The sequence below is a fragment of the Streptomyces sp. NBC_00539 genome (genome assembly GCF_036346105.1).
GTDB lineage: Bacteria > Actinomycetota > Actinomycetes > Streptomycetales > Streptomycetaceae > Streptomyces.
Genome location: NZ_CP107811.1, coordinates 1,670,124 through 1,688,655, shown reverse-complemented (window position 1 = coordinate 1,688,655; position 18,532 = coordinate 1,670,124). Strand labels below are relative to the sequence as shown.

Sequence of the window (18,532 nt, the reverse complement as noted above, 5' to 3'; positions counted from 1 at the left end):
GGACGTGCAGCCAGCAAAAGAAACACCCGAGCGGATCCCAGGGCGGCCGGGACGGCTCCACCGGGCCCGCGCGCTCTACCGCAACGTGTCCAAGCGCAAGATGGGCTGGCTGCTGCTCAAGGACACCGTCAACTCGTGCGTGGAGTACCGCATCCTCGGTCTGGCCGCCGAAGCGGCCTTCTTCACCCTCCTCTCGCTCCCGCCGCTCTTCGTCGGCCTCCTCGGTCTCCTCGGGTACGTGGACGGCTGGACGGGCGGCACGTTCGTCGCCAGCATCGAGGAGAACATCCTGCGGGCGGTCGGCACCGTCCTGTCCGACCGGGGCGTCAACGAGATCGCGAGACCGATGCTGGACGACGTGACCCGGGGAGGCCGCCCCGACCTCATCTCGATCGGCTTCGCCTTCGCCCTGTGGTCGGGATCGCGGGCAGTCAACGTCTTCATCGACACCATCACGGTGATGTACGGCCTCGACGGGCAGCGCGGCATCGTCAAGACCCGGCTGCTGGCGTTCCTGCTGTACGTGGTCGCCCTCGTGGTCGGCGCGATCGTCCTGCCCCTGATGGTCGCCGGCCCCGACGCCGTGGTGCGGTGGGTGCCCTGGAGCACGGAAGTGATCGCCGTGCTGTACTGGCCGACCGTCACGCTGCTCTCGATCGTCTTCCTGACGACGCTCTACCACGTCTCCGTCCCGGTCCGGTCCCCGTGGATCGAGGACGTGCCGGGCGCGCTCGTGGCCCTGGCCATGTGGGTGCTCGGCTCGTTCCTGTTGCGGATCTACCTGACCAACACCGTCGAGGGGCCGACGATCTACGGGTCCCTGGCCGCGCCCGTGGCCGTGCTGCTGTGGATCGGCGTCTCGGCGTTCGCCGTGCTCGTCGGCGCCGCCGTCAACGCCGCCATCGACCGGGTCTGGCCGTCGTTGGCGACGGCGGCGGCGCGCGAGGCGAACGAGCGGGTGCGGGAGGCGGAGGCCGCCCAGCTGATCGCGCGTGCGGCGGCCTGGCGGGCACTGGCCGAGGGGGAGTCCGAGGACGACGAGGACGCCGGAATGCCCTCGGAGTTCCCCGAACGCTGGTCGAACTTCCTGCCGCCGGACGACTATTCCGCGCGGCTGCGCAAGCACTGACTCCGCCTGCGCGAGCAGTGGCTCCGCTGTGCGAGCAGGGAGCCCGCCTGCCGGAGCAGTGAGGCCGCCGCCCTTTTGAACGGGCCGGAAAAAGCGTTGGCGTCGGCCGCGGCGGCGTTGTTACGGTGAGCCCGTTCCCGGCCGCCGCCACCCGTTGTGCCGGTCGGGGAACGGCCAGTTCGTGCATGACCCGGAGGTGAGTCCATTGATGACTGTCGTGACGCGGGGCGCTGCCCGCATTCGCAAGACCGTCAATGCCACCTCCGTGGCCTCCGGCTGACCCCACACCTCTTCGCGCGCCGCCGAGCGCGCGCTGCCGGGGCCACCCTGTGAAGGGTTCCCCTTGTCTTCTTCCGTTTCCCACTCCCGCGCGCACGCCCTCACCGCCCTCGGCTGGGACGACGCGTGGGCGGCCGAATTCGCCCCGTACCAGGCCCAGGGCCTGCTGCCCGGCCGGGTCGTACGCGTCGACCGGGGACAGTGCGACGTCATGACCGCGGACGGCACCGTCCGCGCCGACACCGCTTTCGTCACCCCCCACGACCCGCTGCGGGTCATCTGTACGGGTGACTGGGCCGCCGTCGAGCCGGCCGGCAACCCCCGCTACGTGAAGGCGTACCTGCCGCGCCGGACCGCCTTCGTACGGTCCACCTCCTCGCAGCGCTCCGAGGGGCAGATCCTCGCCGCGAACGTCGACCACGCCGTCATCGCCGTCTCGCTCGCGGTGGAGCTCGACCTGGGCCGGATCGAGCGCTTCCTGGCGCTCGCCTGGGAGTCGGGGGCGCAACCGCTGGTCGTCCTGACCAAGGCGGACCTGGTACCCGACCCGGTGGTGCTCGCCCACCTGGTGCAGGACGTGGAAACCACCGCCCCGGGCGTGCAGGTGCTGACGGTGTCCTCCCTGACGGGGGAGGGAACGGACGTCCTGTCAGCGGTGGTGTCCGGCGGCACGAGCGTGTTGCTGGGCGTCTCCGGGGCCGGGAAGTCCACCCTGGCCAACGCGCTGCTCGGCGCCGAGGTGATGGAGGTGCAGGAGGCCCGGGATGTCGACGGCAAGGGCCGCCACACCACCACGACCCGCAACCTGCTGGCGCTGCCCGGCGGCGGCGTGCTGATCGACACCCCGGGGCTGCGGGGCGTCGGGCTGTGGGACGCCGAGTCGGGGGTCGGGCAGGTGTTCTCGGAGATCGAGGACTACGCCGCCGACTGCCGTTTCCACGACTGCGCGCACGTCGCGGAGCCGGGGTGCGCGGTACTGGCGGCGGTGGAGTCCGGGGCGCTGGCGGAGCGGCGGCTGGAGAGCTACCGCAAGCTGCTGCGCGAGAACCAGCGGATCGTCGCCAAGACGGACGCGAGGCTCCGGTCGGAACTCCGGCGGGACTGGCGGATGAAGACGGCCCAGGGCCGGGCCAACTACTCCGCGAAGCGGGGCGGCCGGGTCTGACCGTCCGCGGGCCGGGGCGGCCGACGACGCCGCCCCGGCCCGCACCGGTCGGGCGGTTCCTCCAGGACGACGCCCCGGCGCCGCCGGGCCGCTCCGGGACCCCGCGGCTCAGGCGTCGGCGTCGTCCAGTCCCCAGGTGAAGACGCGGTCCGGGTGGATCCGGACGACCTCGGGGCTGAAATGGGGGCCCAGGGCGTGGGTGCCGACCTCCAAGGTGGCGTGGCCGCGGATCTCGATGCCGCGCACGCGCCACGGGCGCGTGCTCACCAGGTCGTCGACGACCAGCGACAGCCGCGGGTTCGCCTTGAGGTTGCGCCACTTCTTCGTCTTGCCCATCGCCGATCCGCCGACGAGGACCGTGCCGTCCTCCTGCGGGAAGAACCCCACCGGGTTGGCCTGCGGTTGCCCGTCCGGGTCCACCGTCGCCAACCTGCCCAGGCGCTGGGAGCGCAGGTACGCCAGTTCCGCCTCGCTGAAACCCTTGAACCCCGTCGTCGTCATACCGGCAGCCTCGCACCCCGGCAGGGTCCCCGCACCGTGCCGCGGCCAGGTCTCACCCCTCTGCGTCCCGATGACCCACGCCCACCACAGCACCCCGGCCCACACCGGCCAGGACCCCGGAAGAGACGGCCTAGCGGGGCACCCAGCCCCGCTCGTACGCGTACCAACCGAGCTGCAGCCGTGTCGTGACCCCGGCCAGTTCCATCAGCCCCTTGACCCGGCGCTGCACCGTGCGCAGTCCCAGTTCCAGGTGCTTCGCCACGCTCGCGTCCGTCATCCCCGCCAGCAGCAGGCTCAGGATCTCCAGGTCGGTGGCGTCCGGGGTGTCCAGGGACTGCTCCGCCGAGCCCGTCGCGCCCAGCCGCAGCGGCAGGGACTCCCGCCACACCGCCTCGAACAGGCCCGACAAGGACTCCAGCAGCCCCGACGCGTGCACCACCAGCGCCGTCGGCTCCGCGCCCGGCGCCGTCAGCGGCACCATCGCCAGACTCCGGTCCGCGATCAGCAGTTTCGTCGGCACCTTCGCCGTCACCCGGACGTGCTCGCCGCGCGCCAGCGCCGTCGTCGCCTCGCGGATCCCCGTCGGCCGGGTCAGCACCTCCCGCTCGATGACGACCCGGTAGGCGACGCCCCGGACGACGGCCCGCTCCTCCGCCTCGTTCTCCGCGCCCGTCACCACCTCCGGGCGGCTGTCGACCAACGCGCACACCTCTTCCACCGCCCCCAGCTGGAGCTGCACGAAGCGGTGGGCGACCGCGCTCGCGCCCGTCACCACCTCCACCAGGTCGTGCACCGACGGCTCGGCGGCCTCCGCCCGGTACTCCTGCGCCAGCACCGTCGCCGCCAGCTCCGCCCGCTCCAGCTCGTGCCGCTGCCGGGTCAGCAGCGCGCCCAGCGCCACCCCGGGAGGGGCCGCCACCCAACGCCCCGGACGGGCCGAGGACTGCGCCGCCAGGCCGTGGCGTTCCAGGTGCCGCAGCGCCCCCTCGGTCTGCCGCACGGGCAGCGACAGACGGTGCGCGAGATCGGGCACCTCCGCCGCGCCCAGCGCCACCAGCGCGCGGTACGCCGACTCCTGGCCCTCGTCCAGGCCTATCGCACCCAGCAACCCGTCCACCCACCCCTTCGTACCGTTCCTGGCGGGAAGCGGCCACGGCGCGAACCCGCCGCCGACATCATCGCCGCATCCCCGGGCCCTCTGCCAAGGTGAGGGCACCGAAGTAGAACATCCGCAGGCCACGAGCCCACGCCGAGCGGGAGCCCGCCGCCGACATCGGGGCGGAACCACGGTCGCGGCGGCGCCCGCACCCCCGGACGGTCGAACGGAACGACGGAATTCGCCGGTCCGTACGACGGGAACGCGAGGGGCCCACCGGGCGGCGGCCCGGTGGGCCTCTTTCGTGCATTCGGCGTTTTCCGCCCGCGCGGGCGGCCGAGAATAGCCGCATGAGTCAGCGGCGCGCGGACGACTGGTGGCAGAAGCTCTACGAGGACCAGGGCGCGGGAGGCGAGCCCGATCCGGACGACACGCTGGACCACCGCTACCACTCGGCGGTGGTGCTGGTGAAGGACGGCGAGGACCCCGCCGCGGCGGCGGACCCGCCGGGCCCCCTGCTGCCCGGACAGCGCCGGGAGGCGGAGCCCGCACCACCGGCCGAGGAGCCGCCGCCCGACCCGCGCCGCCCCGGGCCGACCGGATACGCCCTGGGCGAGGTCACCGTGCCCCCCGTCCCGCCGGATCCGCCCGCCGCGGGGCTGCCGCTGCGGCGCCGCCGGAGCGCACCGCCCGCCGACACCGCGGCGGAGCCGGCGCCGGCCGGGCCCGCCGCCCCCGAGGAGCCACCCGGTCCCCTCGCCGCAGCCGCGGGCCACGACCCCGCCGGCCGCCCCGGCGTACGCCACCTCGGCGACCGGGCCCCGACCTACGCGGCCGAGCCGGGTGCGCTGCCCGAGGCCGACCCGGCCGGGCTGGGCGACATCACCCCCGACACCGTCCTGGAGGGGGCCCGCTACGGCACCTACGCCCTGCGCGCCGCCTCGCTGCGCGGGGACTCCGCCCGGTTCCGCGGCGAAGCCCGCCGGGACTTCCTGCTGACCGCCCGCTTCGGCAGCGGTGACGACGCCCTGGTCCTGGTGGCCCTGGCGGGCGGCGACCGGGCCGCACCCGGGGCCCGGGAGGCCGCGGCCGAGTTGTGCCACTCCGTCGCGGCGGCCGTCGGGCGGAGCCGGCAGCGGCTGGCCGAGGACATCCGGGCCGGCAGCCGCGAGGCCCTGCGCTCCGGGCTCCAGCGGCTCACCGACCGGGGTTACGGCCGGCTGCGGGCCCACGCGGCGGAGCTGGGGCTGGAGGAGGAGGGCTACACCGCCGGGCTGCGGGGGCTGCTGCTCCCGGTGGATCCGCAGTGCCGCACCCGGGTGTGCTTCGGCGCGGGAGCGGGCGGCTTCTTCCGGCTGCGGGCCGGACAGTGGCAGGACCTGGAACCGGAGGACACCGCGCACCCTCCGGTGGACGCGGCCGGGGGCTTCCGCTTCCGGGCCTCCGTGGCCCGGCCCGGCGACACCCTGCTGCTCTGCTCGGGTGGTCTCGCGGCTCCCATGCGCGAGGAGGGCCTGCTCCCGGCCGAACTCGCCGCCCGCTGGTCGCAGGCGGAGCCGCCGGGCCTCGCGGCGTTCCTCGCGGACGTCCAGCTCCGCCTCAAGGGCTACGCCGACGACCGCACGGCGGCCGCGGTCTGGGAGGCGTAACGGGGCGGTTCGTGCGTGGATGGAAGGCGGACCCGGCAGAGCCGAACCGGAGAGGACGCCCCTTCCATGGCCAAGCAGAACGTGGCGGAGCAGTTCGTCGACATCCTCGTACGCGCGGGAGTGCGGCGGATGTACGGGGTCGTGGGCGACAGCCTCAACCCGGTCGTGGACGCGATCCGCCGGACCGACGGCATCGAGTGGATCCAGGTCCGCCACGAGGAGACGGCCGCCTTCGCCGCCGGAGCCGAGGCCCAGATCACCGGCCGGCTCGCCGCCTGCGCGGGCTCCTGCGGTCCGGGCAACCTGCACCTGATCAACGGCCTGTACGACGCCCACCGCTCGATGGCCCCGGTGCTCGCGCTGGCCTCGCACATCCCCTCCGGCGAGATCGGGCTCGGGTACTTCCAGGAGACCCACCCCGACCGGCTGTTCACCGAGTGCAGCCACTACAGCGAGCTGATCTCGAACCCCAAGCAGATGCCCCGGGTGCTGCAGAGCGCCATCCAGCACGCCGTCGGCCGCAGCGGTGTCGGCGTCATCTCACTGCCCGGCGACATCGCCTCCCTCCCCGCCCCGGAGAAGACGGTGGAGCACGCCCTGGTCACCGCGCGGCCGACGGTACGGCCCGGGGACGGCGAGATCGAGCAGTTGGTCCGGCTGATCGACGGGGCGGACCGGGTCACCCTGTTCTGCGGCAGCGGCACCGCCGGGGCGCACGCCGAGGTCATGGAGTTCGCCGAGCGGGTCAAGGCGCCCGTGGGGCACGCCCTGCGCGGCAAGGAGTGGATCCAGTACGACAACGAGTTCGACGTCGGGATGAGCGGGCTGCTCGGCTACGGCGCCGCCTACGAAGCCACCCACGAGTGCGACCTGCTGATCCTGCTCGGCACCGACTTCCCGTACAACGCCTTCCTGCCCGACGACGTGAAGATCGTCCAGGTCGACATCCGCCCCGAACACCTCGGTCGGCGCTCGAAGTTGGACCTGGCGGTCTGGGGCGACGTGCGGGAGACCCTGCGCGTGCTGAACCTCCGGGTGCGCACCAAGACGGACCGCCGCTTCCTGGACCGGATGCTCAAGAAGCACGCGGACGCGCTGGAGGGCGTCGTCAGGGCGTACACGCGCAAGGTGGAGAAGCACACCCCCATCCACCCCGAATACGTCGCCGCCGTCCTCGACGAACTGGCGGACGAGGACGCCGTCTTCACCGTGGACACGGGCATGTGCAACGTGTGGGCGGCACGCTATCTTTCCCCGAACGGCAAGCGGCGCATCATCGGCTCCTTCAGCCACGGCTCCATGGCCAACGCCCTCCCCCAGGCCATCGGCGCGCAGTTCACCGACCGCGGACGTCAAGTGGTGTCGATGTCGGGTGACGGCGGGTTCTCGATGCTGATGGGAGATTTCCTCACCCTGGTGCAGTACGAGCTGCCCGTCAAAGTAGTCCTGTTCAACAACTCGTCCCTCGGAATGGTCGAGCTGGAAATGATGGTTTCCGGCCTGCCCGCGTACGGAACCACGAACCGGAACCCGGATTTTTCCGCCATCGCCCGTGCGGCGGGCGCCTATGGGGTGCGCGTGGAGAAACCCAAGCAGCTCGCGGGGGCCCTGAAGGACGCGTTCCGGCACAAGGGGCCTGCTCTGGTGGACATCGTGACCGACCCCAACGCCTTGTCGATCCCACCCAGGATCAAGGCCGAAATGGTGACCGGGTTCGCGCTTTCCGCCAGCAAGATCGTGCTGGACGGCGGGGTGGGCCGGATGGTTCAGATGGCGCGATCCAACCTGCGCAATCTGCCGCGCCCCTGAGTCCGCAGGAGTGCGGATTGCCCCGGGGGGCATGCATCCCGTAGACCTGTTCGAGAGTACGGGTCGATTCGGAAAGGCGACACGGGGGAGGTACATCGCCGTGCGGGTGGGGGCGAAGACCGGAAAGCAGTGGAGGAGAGGGCGGCCGGTGCCGCGTGAGCCGTCCGTCGAGGGCGGCGGAGCGGTGGACGCGCCGGAGATCGTCCACAGCGTTCGCCGGGCGGACCTGAAAGCCGTGGGGGAGGTCCGGAAGTCCCTGAGGGAGCTGATGCGCCACCGGTGCCGAGCGGAGGCCACCGAGGTGGCCGAGCTGCTGATCACCGAACTCGTCACCAACGCCCTCGTCCACACCGAACAGGGCGCGGAGGTGTCCGCGTGCATCGCCGACACCCGGCTGCGGGTCGAGGTCCGCGACTACGCCTCCCGCCGCCCCCGACCGCACGTACCGACCGCCGACGACGGTACGCACGGCAGGGGGACTGGTGCTGGTGCAGTCGCTGGCCGACGACTGGGGCGTGGACGCGCTGGCCCCGGGAGCGGGCAAGGTGGTCTGGTTCGAACTCGACGCGTGACGGCCGGACCGGGTGCGCTCAGGCGCGTCCGGACCGGCCCCGCGGTCGTGCCCGGTCAGCCGAATTGCTGCTCGAGGTCCTTGAGCTTGCGCTCCAGTGAGTCGAGCCGGGGGATCGTCTGGGTGTCGTCCTCTGCGGTGAGGTCGACCGTGCGGGGTCCGGCCGGGTCAGCCGATTCGGTTCCGTTCACGGCCTGCAAGGAGGGCCGGCGTCGCGGGGGCAGCTGCTCCGCTTCCGATATGGCCGGCTCCGCGCCGACCGGCGCGGAGCCCGACCCGGGAGCCAGCCCCGGCAGTTCGACCTGGTGGCCGCGCGAACGCCCGAAAGCCCTGTTCTGCCGGCCCAGCGCCTTGATGCGCGCCCGGTCGAGCCGGTTCTGATCGCGCCTGCGGTGCCGGTCCTGCTCCTTCTCGCGCTTGTCCTCCCGCACCTCGTCCACGGCCTCGTCGAGGGTGCGAACCCCCTCCAGCAGCATGAGGGACCACGCGCCGAAGGTCTCCCGGGGCGCCCGCATCCAGCGGACCATCCGGATCTGCGGCAACGGGCGCGGGATCAGGCCCTGTTCGCGCAGCGCGGCCCGGCGGGTCTGCTTGAGGGCGCGGTCGAACAGGACGGCCGCCGAGAGCGACATCCCCGCGAAGAACTGCGGCGCGCCGTCGTGGCCGCTCCCGCGGGGCGCGTGCACCCAGTTGAACCAGGCCGCCGCGCCGGCGAACAGCCAGACCAGCATGCGCGAGCCGAGCGCCGCGTCGCCGTGGCTCGCCTCGCGGACCGCGAGGACCGAGCAGAACATGGCGGCGCCGTCGAGGCCGAAGGGGACGAGGTATTCCCAGCCGCCGGACAGGTTGAGGTTCTGCCGGCCGAAGCCGACCAGCCCGTGGAAGGAGAGCGCGGCGGCGACGGCCGCACAGCAGAACAGCAGGACGTAAGAGGCCGTGCCGTAGACGGCTTCCTTGCGCCGGCGCCGCTCCTCGCTGCGCTCCCACGTGTCCTCGGCCGCGGCCTTCTCGCTCTCGCGCTTGCCGCGGGCCAGCACCGCCACTGCCGCAAGTACGCCCAGGATCAACAGGCCGCCGGGCAGCAGCCAGTCCAGCGATATGTCGGTCAGTCTCATGCGGATGTCCTTGCCTCGCGTATGCGGCCTTCCGGCGTCATAGTGGCGCAGCCGGCCGGCCGTGCACGCGGGTTTCCGGGCAAGAGGACGCCTTCGGGGGGTGGCGCGCGCCGGATAGGGTGTTGTGACTCGAACTGGTGCGCAAGTGACGTCAGTTGCGTTCGAACCAACATCACCCGCAGGGGTGGGTTGGGGGGCTCGGGGCACACCTGCGGGGTCCGTGGTGTCGCGAGGGTTACGGGACGAGGGCGCCGTCGGCCGCCGCCGCGAGGCGGGTGACGCGGTCCGCGTCGCAGGTGCGGGGGCAGGTCAGGCAGGTGTCCTCGGGGCGGATCGTGTAGAAGAGGCAGCAGCCGGCCCGGTCGCGCGTGGGCAGCGGGGAGCCGTCGGGAGCCGTGAGGGTACGGAAACCCGTGCCGGTGGGGTAGGGCGCGGCCGATGCGGGCAGCAGCGCCTCCAGCTCGGTCCTGGCCCGCTCCTCCTCGCCGAGCAGCCCGCCGACGTGCCACAGGCCCTCGACCACCTCGTCGGTCACCATTGCCCACAGGGCGCGGCGGCCGCGCCGCATGCGGGGGCCGAAACCTTCCAGCACGGGTCCGAGGTGCTCGGCCACCGCGTCCCGCACCTCCCGGCGCAGGGCGTCCTCGTCGGGGACGACCCGGGCTCCGGGGAGGGCGGCCGCCGGGTCGTCGGGAAGGCAGGCGAAACCGTCGAGCCGGACGGCGAGGCGGTCCGGGCTCCGGTGGAACGCCACGCCGGCCAGGCGCGGGACGCGGCGGTGCGAGAACCACGGCACGGTGATCAGCAGGCAGCCCTGCCAGGCGTAGCGGTGGAACCCGAATCCGGCGACCACGTCGGGGCGGGCGGGGCGGCCGTGGTCCCGGAGCACTTGGGCGGTGTCCCAGGCGAGGTAGGCGTCGAGGGCCGGGCCGCCGGCCGCGAGCTCGTCGGCGCGGGTCCATCCCGCACCGCGGGGGAGCGGCTCGTGGGGGCCGACCTCGGTGATCTCCAGGGTGGGGTGGACCTCGGCCAGGCGTCGGTAGGCGGCTGTGACGGCCGGGGTCTGGAGGGGCATGGCGGCACACCGATCGCTGATCGTTAGAAGGTAAGCCTTACCTTACTGGACGGGGGTGGGCTGCGTATTCGGGAGCCGGCCGGGCGTGTCGCCTATTCTCTGAGCAGGTCGAGACCCGGAGGAGGACCGGATGTACGGAACGGCCCACGACCGGGTGCCGGCCGAGGAGACGATGCAGGCGGTGCCCGCGCAGAAGGCACGGCGGGTACGGCGCCATTCGGTGCGCGGGCAGGTGCTGGACGCGCTGAGGGCGGCGCTGGTCGACGGCGAGCTGGTACCCGGCGAGATCTACTCGGGCCCGGCGCTGGGGGAACGGTTCGGGGTCTCCGCGACGCCCGTGCGCGAGGCGATGCAGCAGCTGGCGCTGGAAGGGGCGGTGGAGTGCCTGCCGAACCGGGGGTTCCGGGTGCTGGGGCGCAGCCCGCAGGCGCTGGCGGAGCTCGCGGAGGTACGGGCCCTGCTGGAGGTTCCCGTGATGCTGAGGCTGGCGCGGGACGTACCGGCGGCGGCGTGGGCGGAGCTCCGGCCGGCGGCCGCGGCGACGGGGGAGGCGGCGCGGGCCGGTGACCTCGCGGCGTACGGGGAGGCGGACCGGGCGTTCCACCGGGCGGTGCTGTCGCTGGCGGGGAACGACCAGCTGGTGCGGCTGACGCAGGAGCTGCACCGCCGGGCGATGCTGCCGCTGCCGGGCGCTCCGCGGGTTCGGCGGGCGGAGCTGGTGGCGGATGCGGAGGAGCACGCGGCGCTGCTGGACGCGTTGATCGCGGGCGAGGTCGGGGTGGTCGAAGCCCTGGTCCGGGACCACTTCGCCGGCGCCGAGGCCTGACGCCCCCGGGCCCTGTCCGGCCCCGCCCGGAGCCAGTCCGGCTTGCGCACCCGCCCGGCCCGGGAGCCCGTCCGGGTGCGGCGCCGCTGCGCGAAGCGCCCCCGGCTGCGCCGGGCTCCCCGGGGCTCCGCCCCGGACCCCGCGCCTCAAGCGCCGGCGGGGCTGGATTTGCCGGCCCTGCGCCTCAAACGCCGGCGGGGCTGGATTTGCCGGAGCCCCAGGAGGCCCCGCCCAGGGGGTTGGCGGGGGCTTCGCTGTCGGCGCGGGCCCGGTGGCGGTGCGGGGCCCGCCGCCGGGTACGCGGCGAGATGCGGGCGCCCGCGGAGTCCCCGGCCAGGGGTCAGGCCGGGGTGGGGGTGAGTTGGTCCGCCAGCCATGTCGGGACGCCGCCCAGGAGGTGGAACAGGCGGCGGGCCTCCGCGCGCAGGCGAGTGGCTTCCGGTTCCGGTTCGGCTTCGGCCAGCGCCGCCAGCGCCGGGGCCGTGCCGATCAGGAAGCCGAGTTCCTCTCGGATGCGCAGGGACTCCGCGAAGCCGTCGCGGGCCTCCGCCACCTCACCGTCCCGCAGGGCCAGCGCCGCCAAGTGCCGCCACGTGAACGACAGGAGCAGCGTGTCCCCGTGGGCGAGAGCACCCGCATGCGCCCGGTGGTACGCCGGCCGGGCCGCCTCCGGGGCCTCCGCGAGGTGCTCGGCGACCAGACCGCGCCGGAAGTCCAGCAGCGGCCGGGTCCGGGACCCGAGGGACAGCAGCGCCGCCGCGCGCCCCAGCGCCGACCGCGCCTCGTCCGAGCGGTCCCGGACCCCGAGCACCGTGGCCGCGTACGCCAGTTGGCCCCGCTCGCACGCCGCCGCGCCCCGCTCGTCGTCGTCCTGGGCCACCGCCTCCGCGATCCGCAGGGCGTCCTCCGCCTCCGCCCAGCCCTGTCCCGTGAACAGGCACCGCTCGACCAGCAGCGCGGTCCGCTGCACAGCGGCCCGCGCACTGCCCGCGTGCGGCGTCAGCAGGGCCGCCGCGTCGGTCCAACAGCCGCGCGAGCGCAGCCGCCATATCGCCCGCTGGAGGGGGTCGTCGCCCCCCGTGGATCCCGCACCGGACATGGCGGTATCCGCCACATTGCCCTCCCCGAAGCAATCGAGCAGCACGTCGTTGAGCCCTGGGGCGAAATGAGAGCACGGATCGACGGCTCCGGCCAAGGGGTCGGGTGAACTCTTTCACAAAGTCCGGACGGCTCGTCAGCCGTCACCCGGAGTCCTGGCGCGATTCGTACGGCGGCCGCCCGGTGGTTCACCGGCCGGGCGGGCCGCCACGACTCAGCTCATGCGCAGTGCCAGGAAGAAGTCGAGCTTGTCCTCCAGCCGGGAGAGGTCGCGCGACGTCAACTGCTCGATTCGCCCGACCCGGTAGCGCAGGGTGTTGACGTGCAGGTGCAGCCGGGTCGCGCACCGGGTCCAGGAGCCGTCGCAGTCCAAGAACGCCTCCAGGGTCGGGATCAGCTCGGCCCGGTGGCGTCGGTCGTAGTCCCGCAGCGGGTCCAGCAGCCGCGCCGTGAACGCACGCCGGACGTCGTCCGGGACGAAGGGCAGCAGCAGGACGTGCGAGGCGAGCTCGTGGTGGCCGGCGGCGCACACCCGGCCCGGGCGGGCGGCGGCGACCCGGCGGGCGTGCCGGGCCTCCTCCAGCGCCCCGCGCAGCCCCTCGGCGGAGTGCACGGCCGCACTGACACCCAGCGTGAGCCGCCCGTCGTCGGCCAGACCGGCCGCCAGGGGATCCCGTACGGACGTCAGCAGCTCGTCGGCGTGCAGCGCCCGGTCGGGGCCCTTGTCCTCCCCGGGCTCCCCGGGAAGCGCGGGCAGCGGTACGAGCGCGATGGCCTCGTCACCCGCATGGGCCACCGCGATCCGGTCGGACGGCTCCGGCCCCGAGAGCGACGGGTCGACCAGGATCTCCTCCAGCAGCGACTGGGCCACCGGGCCGCCCGGGATGTCCCCGCCGGCCCAGTCCACCCGGGCCACGACGACCTGCCAGTGCGGGGCGGCGGACAGCCCCGGCAGGAGCACCGGCGCGGCCACCCGCAGACGGGCCGCGATCTCCGCGGGCGGCGCGCCCGTCTGGACCAGCTCCAGCACTTCCTGGGCCAGCCGGCGGCGCACGGTGCGCGCCGCGTCCCGCCGGTCCCGCTCGACGGCGATCAGCTGGGTGACGCCCTGGAGCAGGTCGAGCCGCTCGGCGGGCCAGTCGCCCGCGTCGGCCTCGACGGCCAGCAGCCAGTCGGACAGCACGCTCTCGCGCACGTCACGGTTGACGGCGCCCGGACCGCGGCCGTGTCCTCTGATCGGGAACAGGGAGTAGGTAATACCCTGGAGCGAGATCCGGTGGGGCCCCCTGCGGCCCGTCCGGACCGCCGCGAGGTGCTCGCTCGCCAGCGCCGCGCAGACGCCCGGTGCCAGCGGCTCGCCCGCCCCGGCGATCTGCCGGCCGGTCGGCGAGAGCACCCAGGCCCGGAGATCGAGGTCCGTGGTGAGCAGATCCAGCACCACGTCGGGGCCGCCACCGGCGGGTCCCGATGTCATCAGGCGGCGGTGCCGGTCCACGACGGCCGCCAAGTCCCCCGCGCGCTCTCCGGAGACCTGCCGCACCACGTATTCGGTGATGGTGGCGAAGGCGACGTCTTCGTTCACGGCGAACAGCGGCAGCCGGTTGCGCAGGCAGGCCGATACCAGGTCGTCGGGGATGTCCCCCAGCTCCGCCTCGCCCGCCGCGAGGCCGGCGACCCCCGCGCTCGCGAGGATTCGTACGAAAGGCTCGGAGTCGGCTGAATTCTTTCGCCATGCCAGGCCGGTCAGGACAAGTTCGCCTCCGGAGAGGTATCGGCTGGGATCCCTCAGGTCGGTCGTCATGACCCCGCGGACCGTCCGGTCGAGTTCTTCCTCGCCGCCCAGCAGCCGCAGCCCCAGCGCCTCGGTTTCCAGCAGTGCGCGCAGCCGCATGATGTCGCCGCCGATCTGTCTCGATGTTGCCGTTGGAAAACGGGCAGGTCGTCGCATCCTGCCTTTCATACGAATCTACAAGACGAGGGAGCCCGTCAGCCAACTCCTTCATGGTTTCGGTGACTGCACCCGGGGGACGCGCGGCTTGTGTACTGGCTTCACACCGCGTTAACGGCACGTGAACGACCAGTCGAGGGACTCTGGGCCACCTGGCTTGAAGTGAACGACACGATGAGGAAGAAGAGAGCCGCTCATGGACTTCCTTCGCCCCGCCAGCTGGGAGGAGGCGCTCGCCGCCAAGGCCGAGTTCCCCACCGCTGTGCCGATCGCAGGTGGTACCGACGTGATGGTCGAGATCAACTTCGACCACCGCCGACCGGAGCACCTCCTCGACCTGAACCGCATCGCCGTGCTGCGCGAGTGGGAAGTCGGCGAGGACGTGGTGCGCCTGGGCGCATCGGTCACGTACACCCAGATCATGGAGAACCTCCGTGCGGAGCTGCCCGGCCTCGCGCTCGCCTCGCACACGGTCGCGTCCCCGCAGATCCGCAACCGCGGAGGTGTCGGCGGCAACCTCGGTACCGCTTCGCCGGCCGGTGACGCCCACCCCGCGCTGCTCGCGGCCGGCGTGGAGGTCGAGGTGGAATCCGTACGCGGCTCCCGTCTGATCCCGATCGACGCCTTCTACACCGGCGTCAAGCGCAACGCGCTGGCCGCCGACGAGCTCATCAAGACCGTGCACATCAAGAAGGCGGACGGCCCCCAGCAGTACTCCAAAGTCGGCTCCCGCAACGCGATGGTCATCGCCGTCTGCGCCTTCGGCCTGGCCCTGCACCCCGGGACCCGCACGGTCCGTACCGGAATCGGATCGGCCGCGCCGACCCCGATCCGGGCGAAGACCGCCGAGGAGTTCTTGAACGCAGCGCTCGAAGAGGGCGGCTTCTGGGAGTCGCGCAAGGTCATCACGCCGTCGATCGCCAAGCAGTTCGGTGACCTGGCCTCCGGCGCGGCCAACCCGATCGACGACGTCCGCGGCACGGCGAAGTACCGCCGCCACGCGGTCGGCATCATGGCTCGCCGCCAGCTCGTCTGGACCTGGGAGCAGTACCGCGGATCCGGCAACGGCCGCTCGCTCGAAGGGGCTGCGTAATCATGCGCGTCAATTTCACGGTCAACGGCCGGCAGCAGGAAGCGGACGACGTCTGGGAAGGCGAGTCCCTCCTGTACGTCCTGCGCGAGCGCCTGGGCCTGCCCGGTTCGAAGAACGCCTGTGAGCAGGGCGAGTGCGGTTCCTGCACCGTCCGTCTGGACGGCGTGCCGGTCTGTTCGTGTCTGGTGGCCGCCGGCCAGGTCGAGGGCCGCGACGTCGTGACCGTCGAAGGCCTGGCGGAGTTCGCCAAGCAGCGCGAGGCGCACGGCCACGGTGGTGGCTGCGGCACCGGCGGCGCTTGCGGCGGCAAGGGCGGCGTCACCCTGGACGAGGCCAGGCAGTGGTCCGCCAAGGGCGCCGACTCCCGGACCGGCGAGGGCGCGGAGCTCTCCACCGTCCAGCAGGCGTTCATCGACGCGGGCGCCGTGCAGTGCGGCTTCTGCACCCCGGGTCTGCTGGTGCAGGCCGACGCGCTGCTGGAGCAGAACAGCTCGCCGTCCGACCAGGACATCCGCGAGGCCCTGTCCGGCAACCTCTGCCGCTGCACGGGCTACGAGAAGATCCTCGACGCGGTCCGCCTGGCGGCCGCCCGTCAGGGAGAGGCGGTCTGACCATGGCGCAGCACACGCGTACGGTCCCGGCGGGTACGCCGACCAACGTCACCCAGAAGCACCACAAGGGCGGCATCGGCGAGTCCACGCTGCGCCCGGACGGCACCCTCAAGGTCACCGGCGAGTTCGCGTACTCCTCGGACATGTGGCACGAGGACATGCTGTGGGGCCAGACCCTGCGCAGCACCGTCGCCCACGCCGAGATCGTCTCGATCGACATCTCCGAGGCGCTCGCCATGCCCGGCGTCTACTCGGTGCTGACCTACGACGACCTGCCGGCCGAGGTGAAGAACTACGGCCTGGAGATCAAGGACACCCCGGTCCTGGCCGACGGCCGGGTGCGTCACCACGGTGAGCCGGTCGCCCTCGTCGCGGCCGACCACCCGGAGACCGCCCGCCGGGCCGCCGCCAAGATCAAGATCGACTACCGTGAGCTGCCGCTCGTCACGGACGAGGCCTCCGCCCTCGCCGAGGGCGCGCCGCTGATCCACGAGGGCCGCGACGACCACCACGCCGGTCACGTCCCGCACCCGAACATCGTGCACCGCCAGCCGATCGTCCGCGGCGACGTGGAAGAGGCCCGCAAGCGCGCCGACGTCATCGTCGAGGGCGAGTACACCTTCGGCATGCAGGACCAGGCCTTCCTCGGCCCCGAGTCCGGCCTCGCCGTACCCGCCGAGGACGGGGGCGTCGACCTCTACGTCGCCACCCAGTGGCTGCACTCGGACCTGCGGCAGATCGCCCCGGTCCTCGGGCTGCCCGAGGAGAAGGTCCGCATGACGCTCTCCGGCGTCGGCGGCGCCTTCGGCGGCCGCGAGGACATCTCGATGCAGATCCACGCCTGCCTGCTGGCCCTGGCCACCAACAAGCCGGTCAAGATCGTCTACAACCGCTTCGAGTCCTTCTTCGGCCACGTGCACCGCCACCCGGCGAAGCTGCACTACGAGCACGGCGCCACCAAGGACGGCAAGCTCACGCACATGAAGTGCAGGATCGTCCTGGACGGCGGCGCGTACGCGTCCGCTTCCCCGGCGGTCGTGGGCAACGCCTCCTCGCTGTCGGCCGGCCCGTACGTCATCGACGACGTGGACATCGAGGCGATCGCCCTCTACACGAACAACCCGCCCTGCGGCGCGATGCGCGGCTTCGGCGCCGTCCAGGCCTGCTTCGCCTACGAGGCCCAGATGGACAAGCTCGCGGCGAAGCTGGGCATGGACCCGGTCGAGTTCCGCCGGCTCAACGCCATGGAGATGGGCGCGGTCATGCCCACGGGCCAGGTCGTGGACTCCCCGGCCCCCGTCGCCGAGCTGCTGCGCCGGGTCAAGGCCCGCCCGCTGCCGCCCGAGCGCCAGTGGGAGACGGCCGGCGAGGGCGCGGACGTCCGCGCGCTGCCCGGCGGCCTGTCGAACACCACCCACGGCGAGGGCGTCGTACGCGGCGTCGGCTACGCCGTCGGGATCAAGAACGTCGGCTTCTCCGAGGGCTTCGACGACTACTCCACCGCCCGCGTGCGGCTGGAGGTCATCAACGGCGAGCCCGTCGCGATGGTCCACACGGCCATGGCGGAGGTCGGCCAGGGCGGTGTCACCGTCCACGCGCAGATCGCCCGTACCGAGCTGGGCGTCACGCAGGTCACCATCCACCCGGCCGACACTCAGGTCGGCTCCGCCGGTTCGACGTCCGCCTCGCGGCAGACGTACATGACCGGTGGCGCGGTGAAGAACACCTGCGAGGCCGTGCGCGAGGCCGTCCTGGAGATCGGCCGCCGCAAGAACGGGTCCTACCACCCGGCGTGGGCGACCGCCGAGCTGCTCCTGGAGGGCGGCAAGGTCGTGACCGACGGCGGCGAGGTCCTCGCGGACATCGCCGAGGTCCTGGAGGGCGAGGACGCGATCGACTTGGAGCTGGAGTTCCGGCACCGGCCGACCGTGCCCTTCGACCTCAAGACCGGTCAGGGCAACGGCCACGTCCAGTACACCTTCGCCGCGCACCGCGCGGTGGTGGAGGTGGACACCGAGCTCGGCCTCGTCAAGGTCGTCGAGCTCGCCACCGCCCAGGACGTGGGCAAGGCGCTGAACATGCTCTCCGTGGTCGGCCAGATCCAGGGTGGAACCATCCAGGGGCTGGGCGTAGCGATCATGGAGGAGATCATCGTCGACCCGAAGACCGCGAAGGTGCGCAACCCCTCCTTCACGGACTACCTGATCCCGACCATCCTCGACACGCCGACCCTCCCGGTCGACGTCCTGGAGCTCGCCGACCCGAACGCGCCGTACGGCCTCCGGGGCATGGGCGAGGCTCCCACCCTGTCGTCCACTCCCGCCGTCCTCGCCGCGATCCGGCAGGCGACGGGACTGGAGCTCAACAAGACGCCGATCCGTCCGGAGGCCCTCACCGGCACCCTCTAGGACGGCGTGGTCCGGGCCGCGAGGCCCCGGACCGACCCCCACGGATCCTCCGGGCGGTGTGACACGGGAACGTCACACTTCCAGCCGCACCGCCCGGAGTACGAAGTCCGGAACACACGGGACCGACCGCACCGCTCGCGGCCCGTCCCACCGGCACCC

14 protein-coding genes and 1 pseudogene are annotated in these 18,532 nt (G+C 72.9%); 9 read left to right on the top strand and 6 right to left on the bottom strand.

Going from position 1 to position 18,532, the window contains the following annotated elements; translation table 11 throughout:
* Positions 1–4 precede the first annotated feature (4 nt).
* Together OG861_RS07320 and rsgA are read left to right on the top strand one after the other, a co-directional pair.
* Positions 5–1,129 carry a YihY/virulence factor BrkB family protein gene (locus tag OG861_RS07320; protein ID WP_329199328.1) on the top strand — a complete coding sequence of 375 codons (1,125 nt, stop codon included), beginning with the start codon at positions 5–7 and terminating at the stop codon, positions 1,127–1,129.
* 343 nt (positions 1,130–1,472) lie between these two features.
* Positions 1,473–2,573, top strand: coding sequence for a ribosome small subunit-dependent GTPase A (gene rsgA / locus OG861_RS07315; protein WP_330261520.1), 1,101 nt, complete (start codon positions 1,473–1,475; stop codon positions 2,571–2,573).
* Positions 2,574–2,681: 108 nt separating this feature from the next.
* Here the strand turns inward: rsgA and OG861_RS07310 are convergent, their stop codons facing one another.
* Both OG861_RS07310 and OG861_RS07305 read right to left on the bottom strand, forming a co-directional pair.
* Positions 2,682–3,074 (bottom strand): PPOX class F420-dependent oxidoreductase, encoded by a 393-nt coding sequence (locus tag OG861_RS07310; RefSeq protein ID WP_330261519.1) that lies wholly within the window; start codon positions 3,072–3,074, stop codon positions 2,682–2,684.
* Between the two features lie 130 nt (positions 3,075–3,204).
* A complete protein-coding gene (locus tag OG861_RS07305) occupies positions 3,205–4,182 on the bottom strand; it encodes a helix-turn-helix domain-containing protein (protein WP_329202531.1) in 978 nt (325 codons plus the stop codon).
* A gap of 338 nt (positions 4,183–4,520) precedes the next feature.
* On the opposite strand from OG861_RS07305, the gene OG861_RS07300 reads away from it, so the two are divergent.
* The 3 genes and pseudogenes from OG861_RS07300 (at position 4,521) to OG861_RS07290 (ending at position 8,200) form a co-directional block, all read left to right on the top strand.
* Positions 4,521–5,819 (top strand): protein phosphatase 2C domain-containing protein, encoded by a 1,299-nt coding sequence (locus OG861_RS07300; protein WP_330261518.1) that lies wholly within the window; start codon positions 4,521–4,523, stop codon positions 5,817–5,819.
* A 66-nt stretch (positions 5,820–5,885) separates the two neighbouring features.
* A complete protein-coding gene (locus OG861_RS07295; protein WP_329199332.1) occupies positions 5,886–7,628 on the top strand; it encodes a pyruvate dehydrogenase in 1,743 nt (580 codons plus the stop codon).
* Positions 7,629–7,896: 268 nt separating this feature from the next.
* Positions 7,897–8,200: pseudogene (locus OG861_RS07290) on the top strand (ATP-binding protein).
* A 55-nt stretch (positions 8,201–8,255) separates the two neighbouring features.
* Here the strand turns inward: OG861_RS07290 and OG861_RS07285 are convergent.
* Together OG861_RS07285 and OG861_RS07280 are read right to left on the bottom strand one after the other, a co-directional pair.
* A complete protein-coding gene (locus tag OG861_RS07285) occupies positions 8,256–9,314 on the bottom strand; it encodes a DUF2637 domain-containing protein (protein ID WP_330261517.1) in 1,059 nt (352 codons plus the stop codon).
* Positions 9,315–9,549: 235 nt separating this feature from the next.
* A complete protein-coding gene (locus OG861_RS07280) occupies positions 9,550–10,389 on the bottom strand; it encodes a (2Fe-2S)-binding protein (RefSeq protein ID WP_330261516.1) in 840 nt (279 codons plus the stop codon).
* Positions 10,390–10,519: 130 nt separating this feature from the next.
* Here OG861_RS07280 and OG861_RS07275 point away from each other — a divergent pair, with 130 nt between their 5' ends.
* A complete protein-coding gene (locus OG861_RS07275; protein WP_443056651.1) occupies positions 10,520–11,215 on the top strand; it encodes a GntR family transcriptional regulator in 696 nt (231 codons plus the stop codon).
* A gap of 340 nt (positions 11,216–11,555) precedes the next feature.
* Here the strand turns inward: OG861_RS07275 and OG861_RS07270 are convergent, their stop codons facing one another.
* Both OG861_RS07270 and OG861_RS07265 read right to left on the bottom strand, forming a co-directional pair.
* Positions 11,556–12,329: a hypothetical protein gene (locus OG861_RS07270; RefSeq protein ID WP_329199337.1), complete on the bottom strand. Its 774-nt coding sequence runs from the start codon at positions 12,327–12,329 to the stop codon at positions 11,556–11,558.
* A gap of 198 nt (positions 12,330–12,527) precedes the next feature.
* A complete protein-coding gene (locus OG861_RS07265) occupies positions 12,528–14,204 on the bottom strand; it encodes a PucR family transcriptional regulator (RefSeq protein WP_329199338.1) in 1,677 nt (558 codons plus the stop codon).
* A gap of 253 nt (positions 14,205–14,457) precedes the next feature.
* On the opposite strand from OG861_RS07265, the gene OG861_RS07260 reads away from it, so the two are divergent.
* The 3 genes from OG861_RS07260 to pucD are packed head-to-tail and all read left to right on the top strand — an operon-like array spanning position 14,458 to position 18,373.
* A complete protein-coding gene (locus OG861_RS07260) occupies positions 14,458–15,354 on the top strand; it encodes an FAD binding domain-containing protein (protein WP_330261515.1) in 897 nt (298 codons plus the stop codon).
* Between the two features lie 2 nt (positions 15,355–15,356).
* Positions 15,357–15,965 (top strand): (2Fe-2S)-binding protein, encoded by a 609-nt coding sequence (locus OG861_RS07255; protein ID WP_329199341.1) that lies wholly within the window; start codon positions 15,357–15,359, stop codon positions 15,963–15,965.
* A gap of 2 nt (positions 15,966–15,967) precedes the next feature.
* A complete protein-coding gene (gene pucD / locus OG861_RS07250) occupies positions 15,968–18,373 on the top strand; it encodes a xanthine dehydrogenase subunit D (RefSeq protein ID WP_330261514.1) in 2,406 nt (801 codons plus the stop codon).
* Positions 18,374–18,532 lie beyond the last annotated feature (159 nt).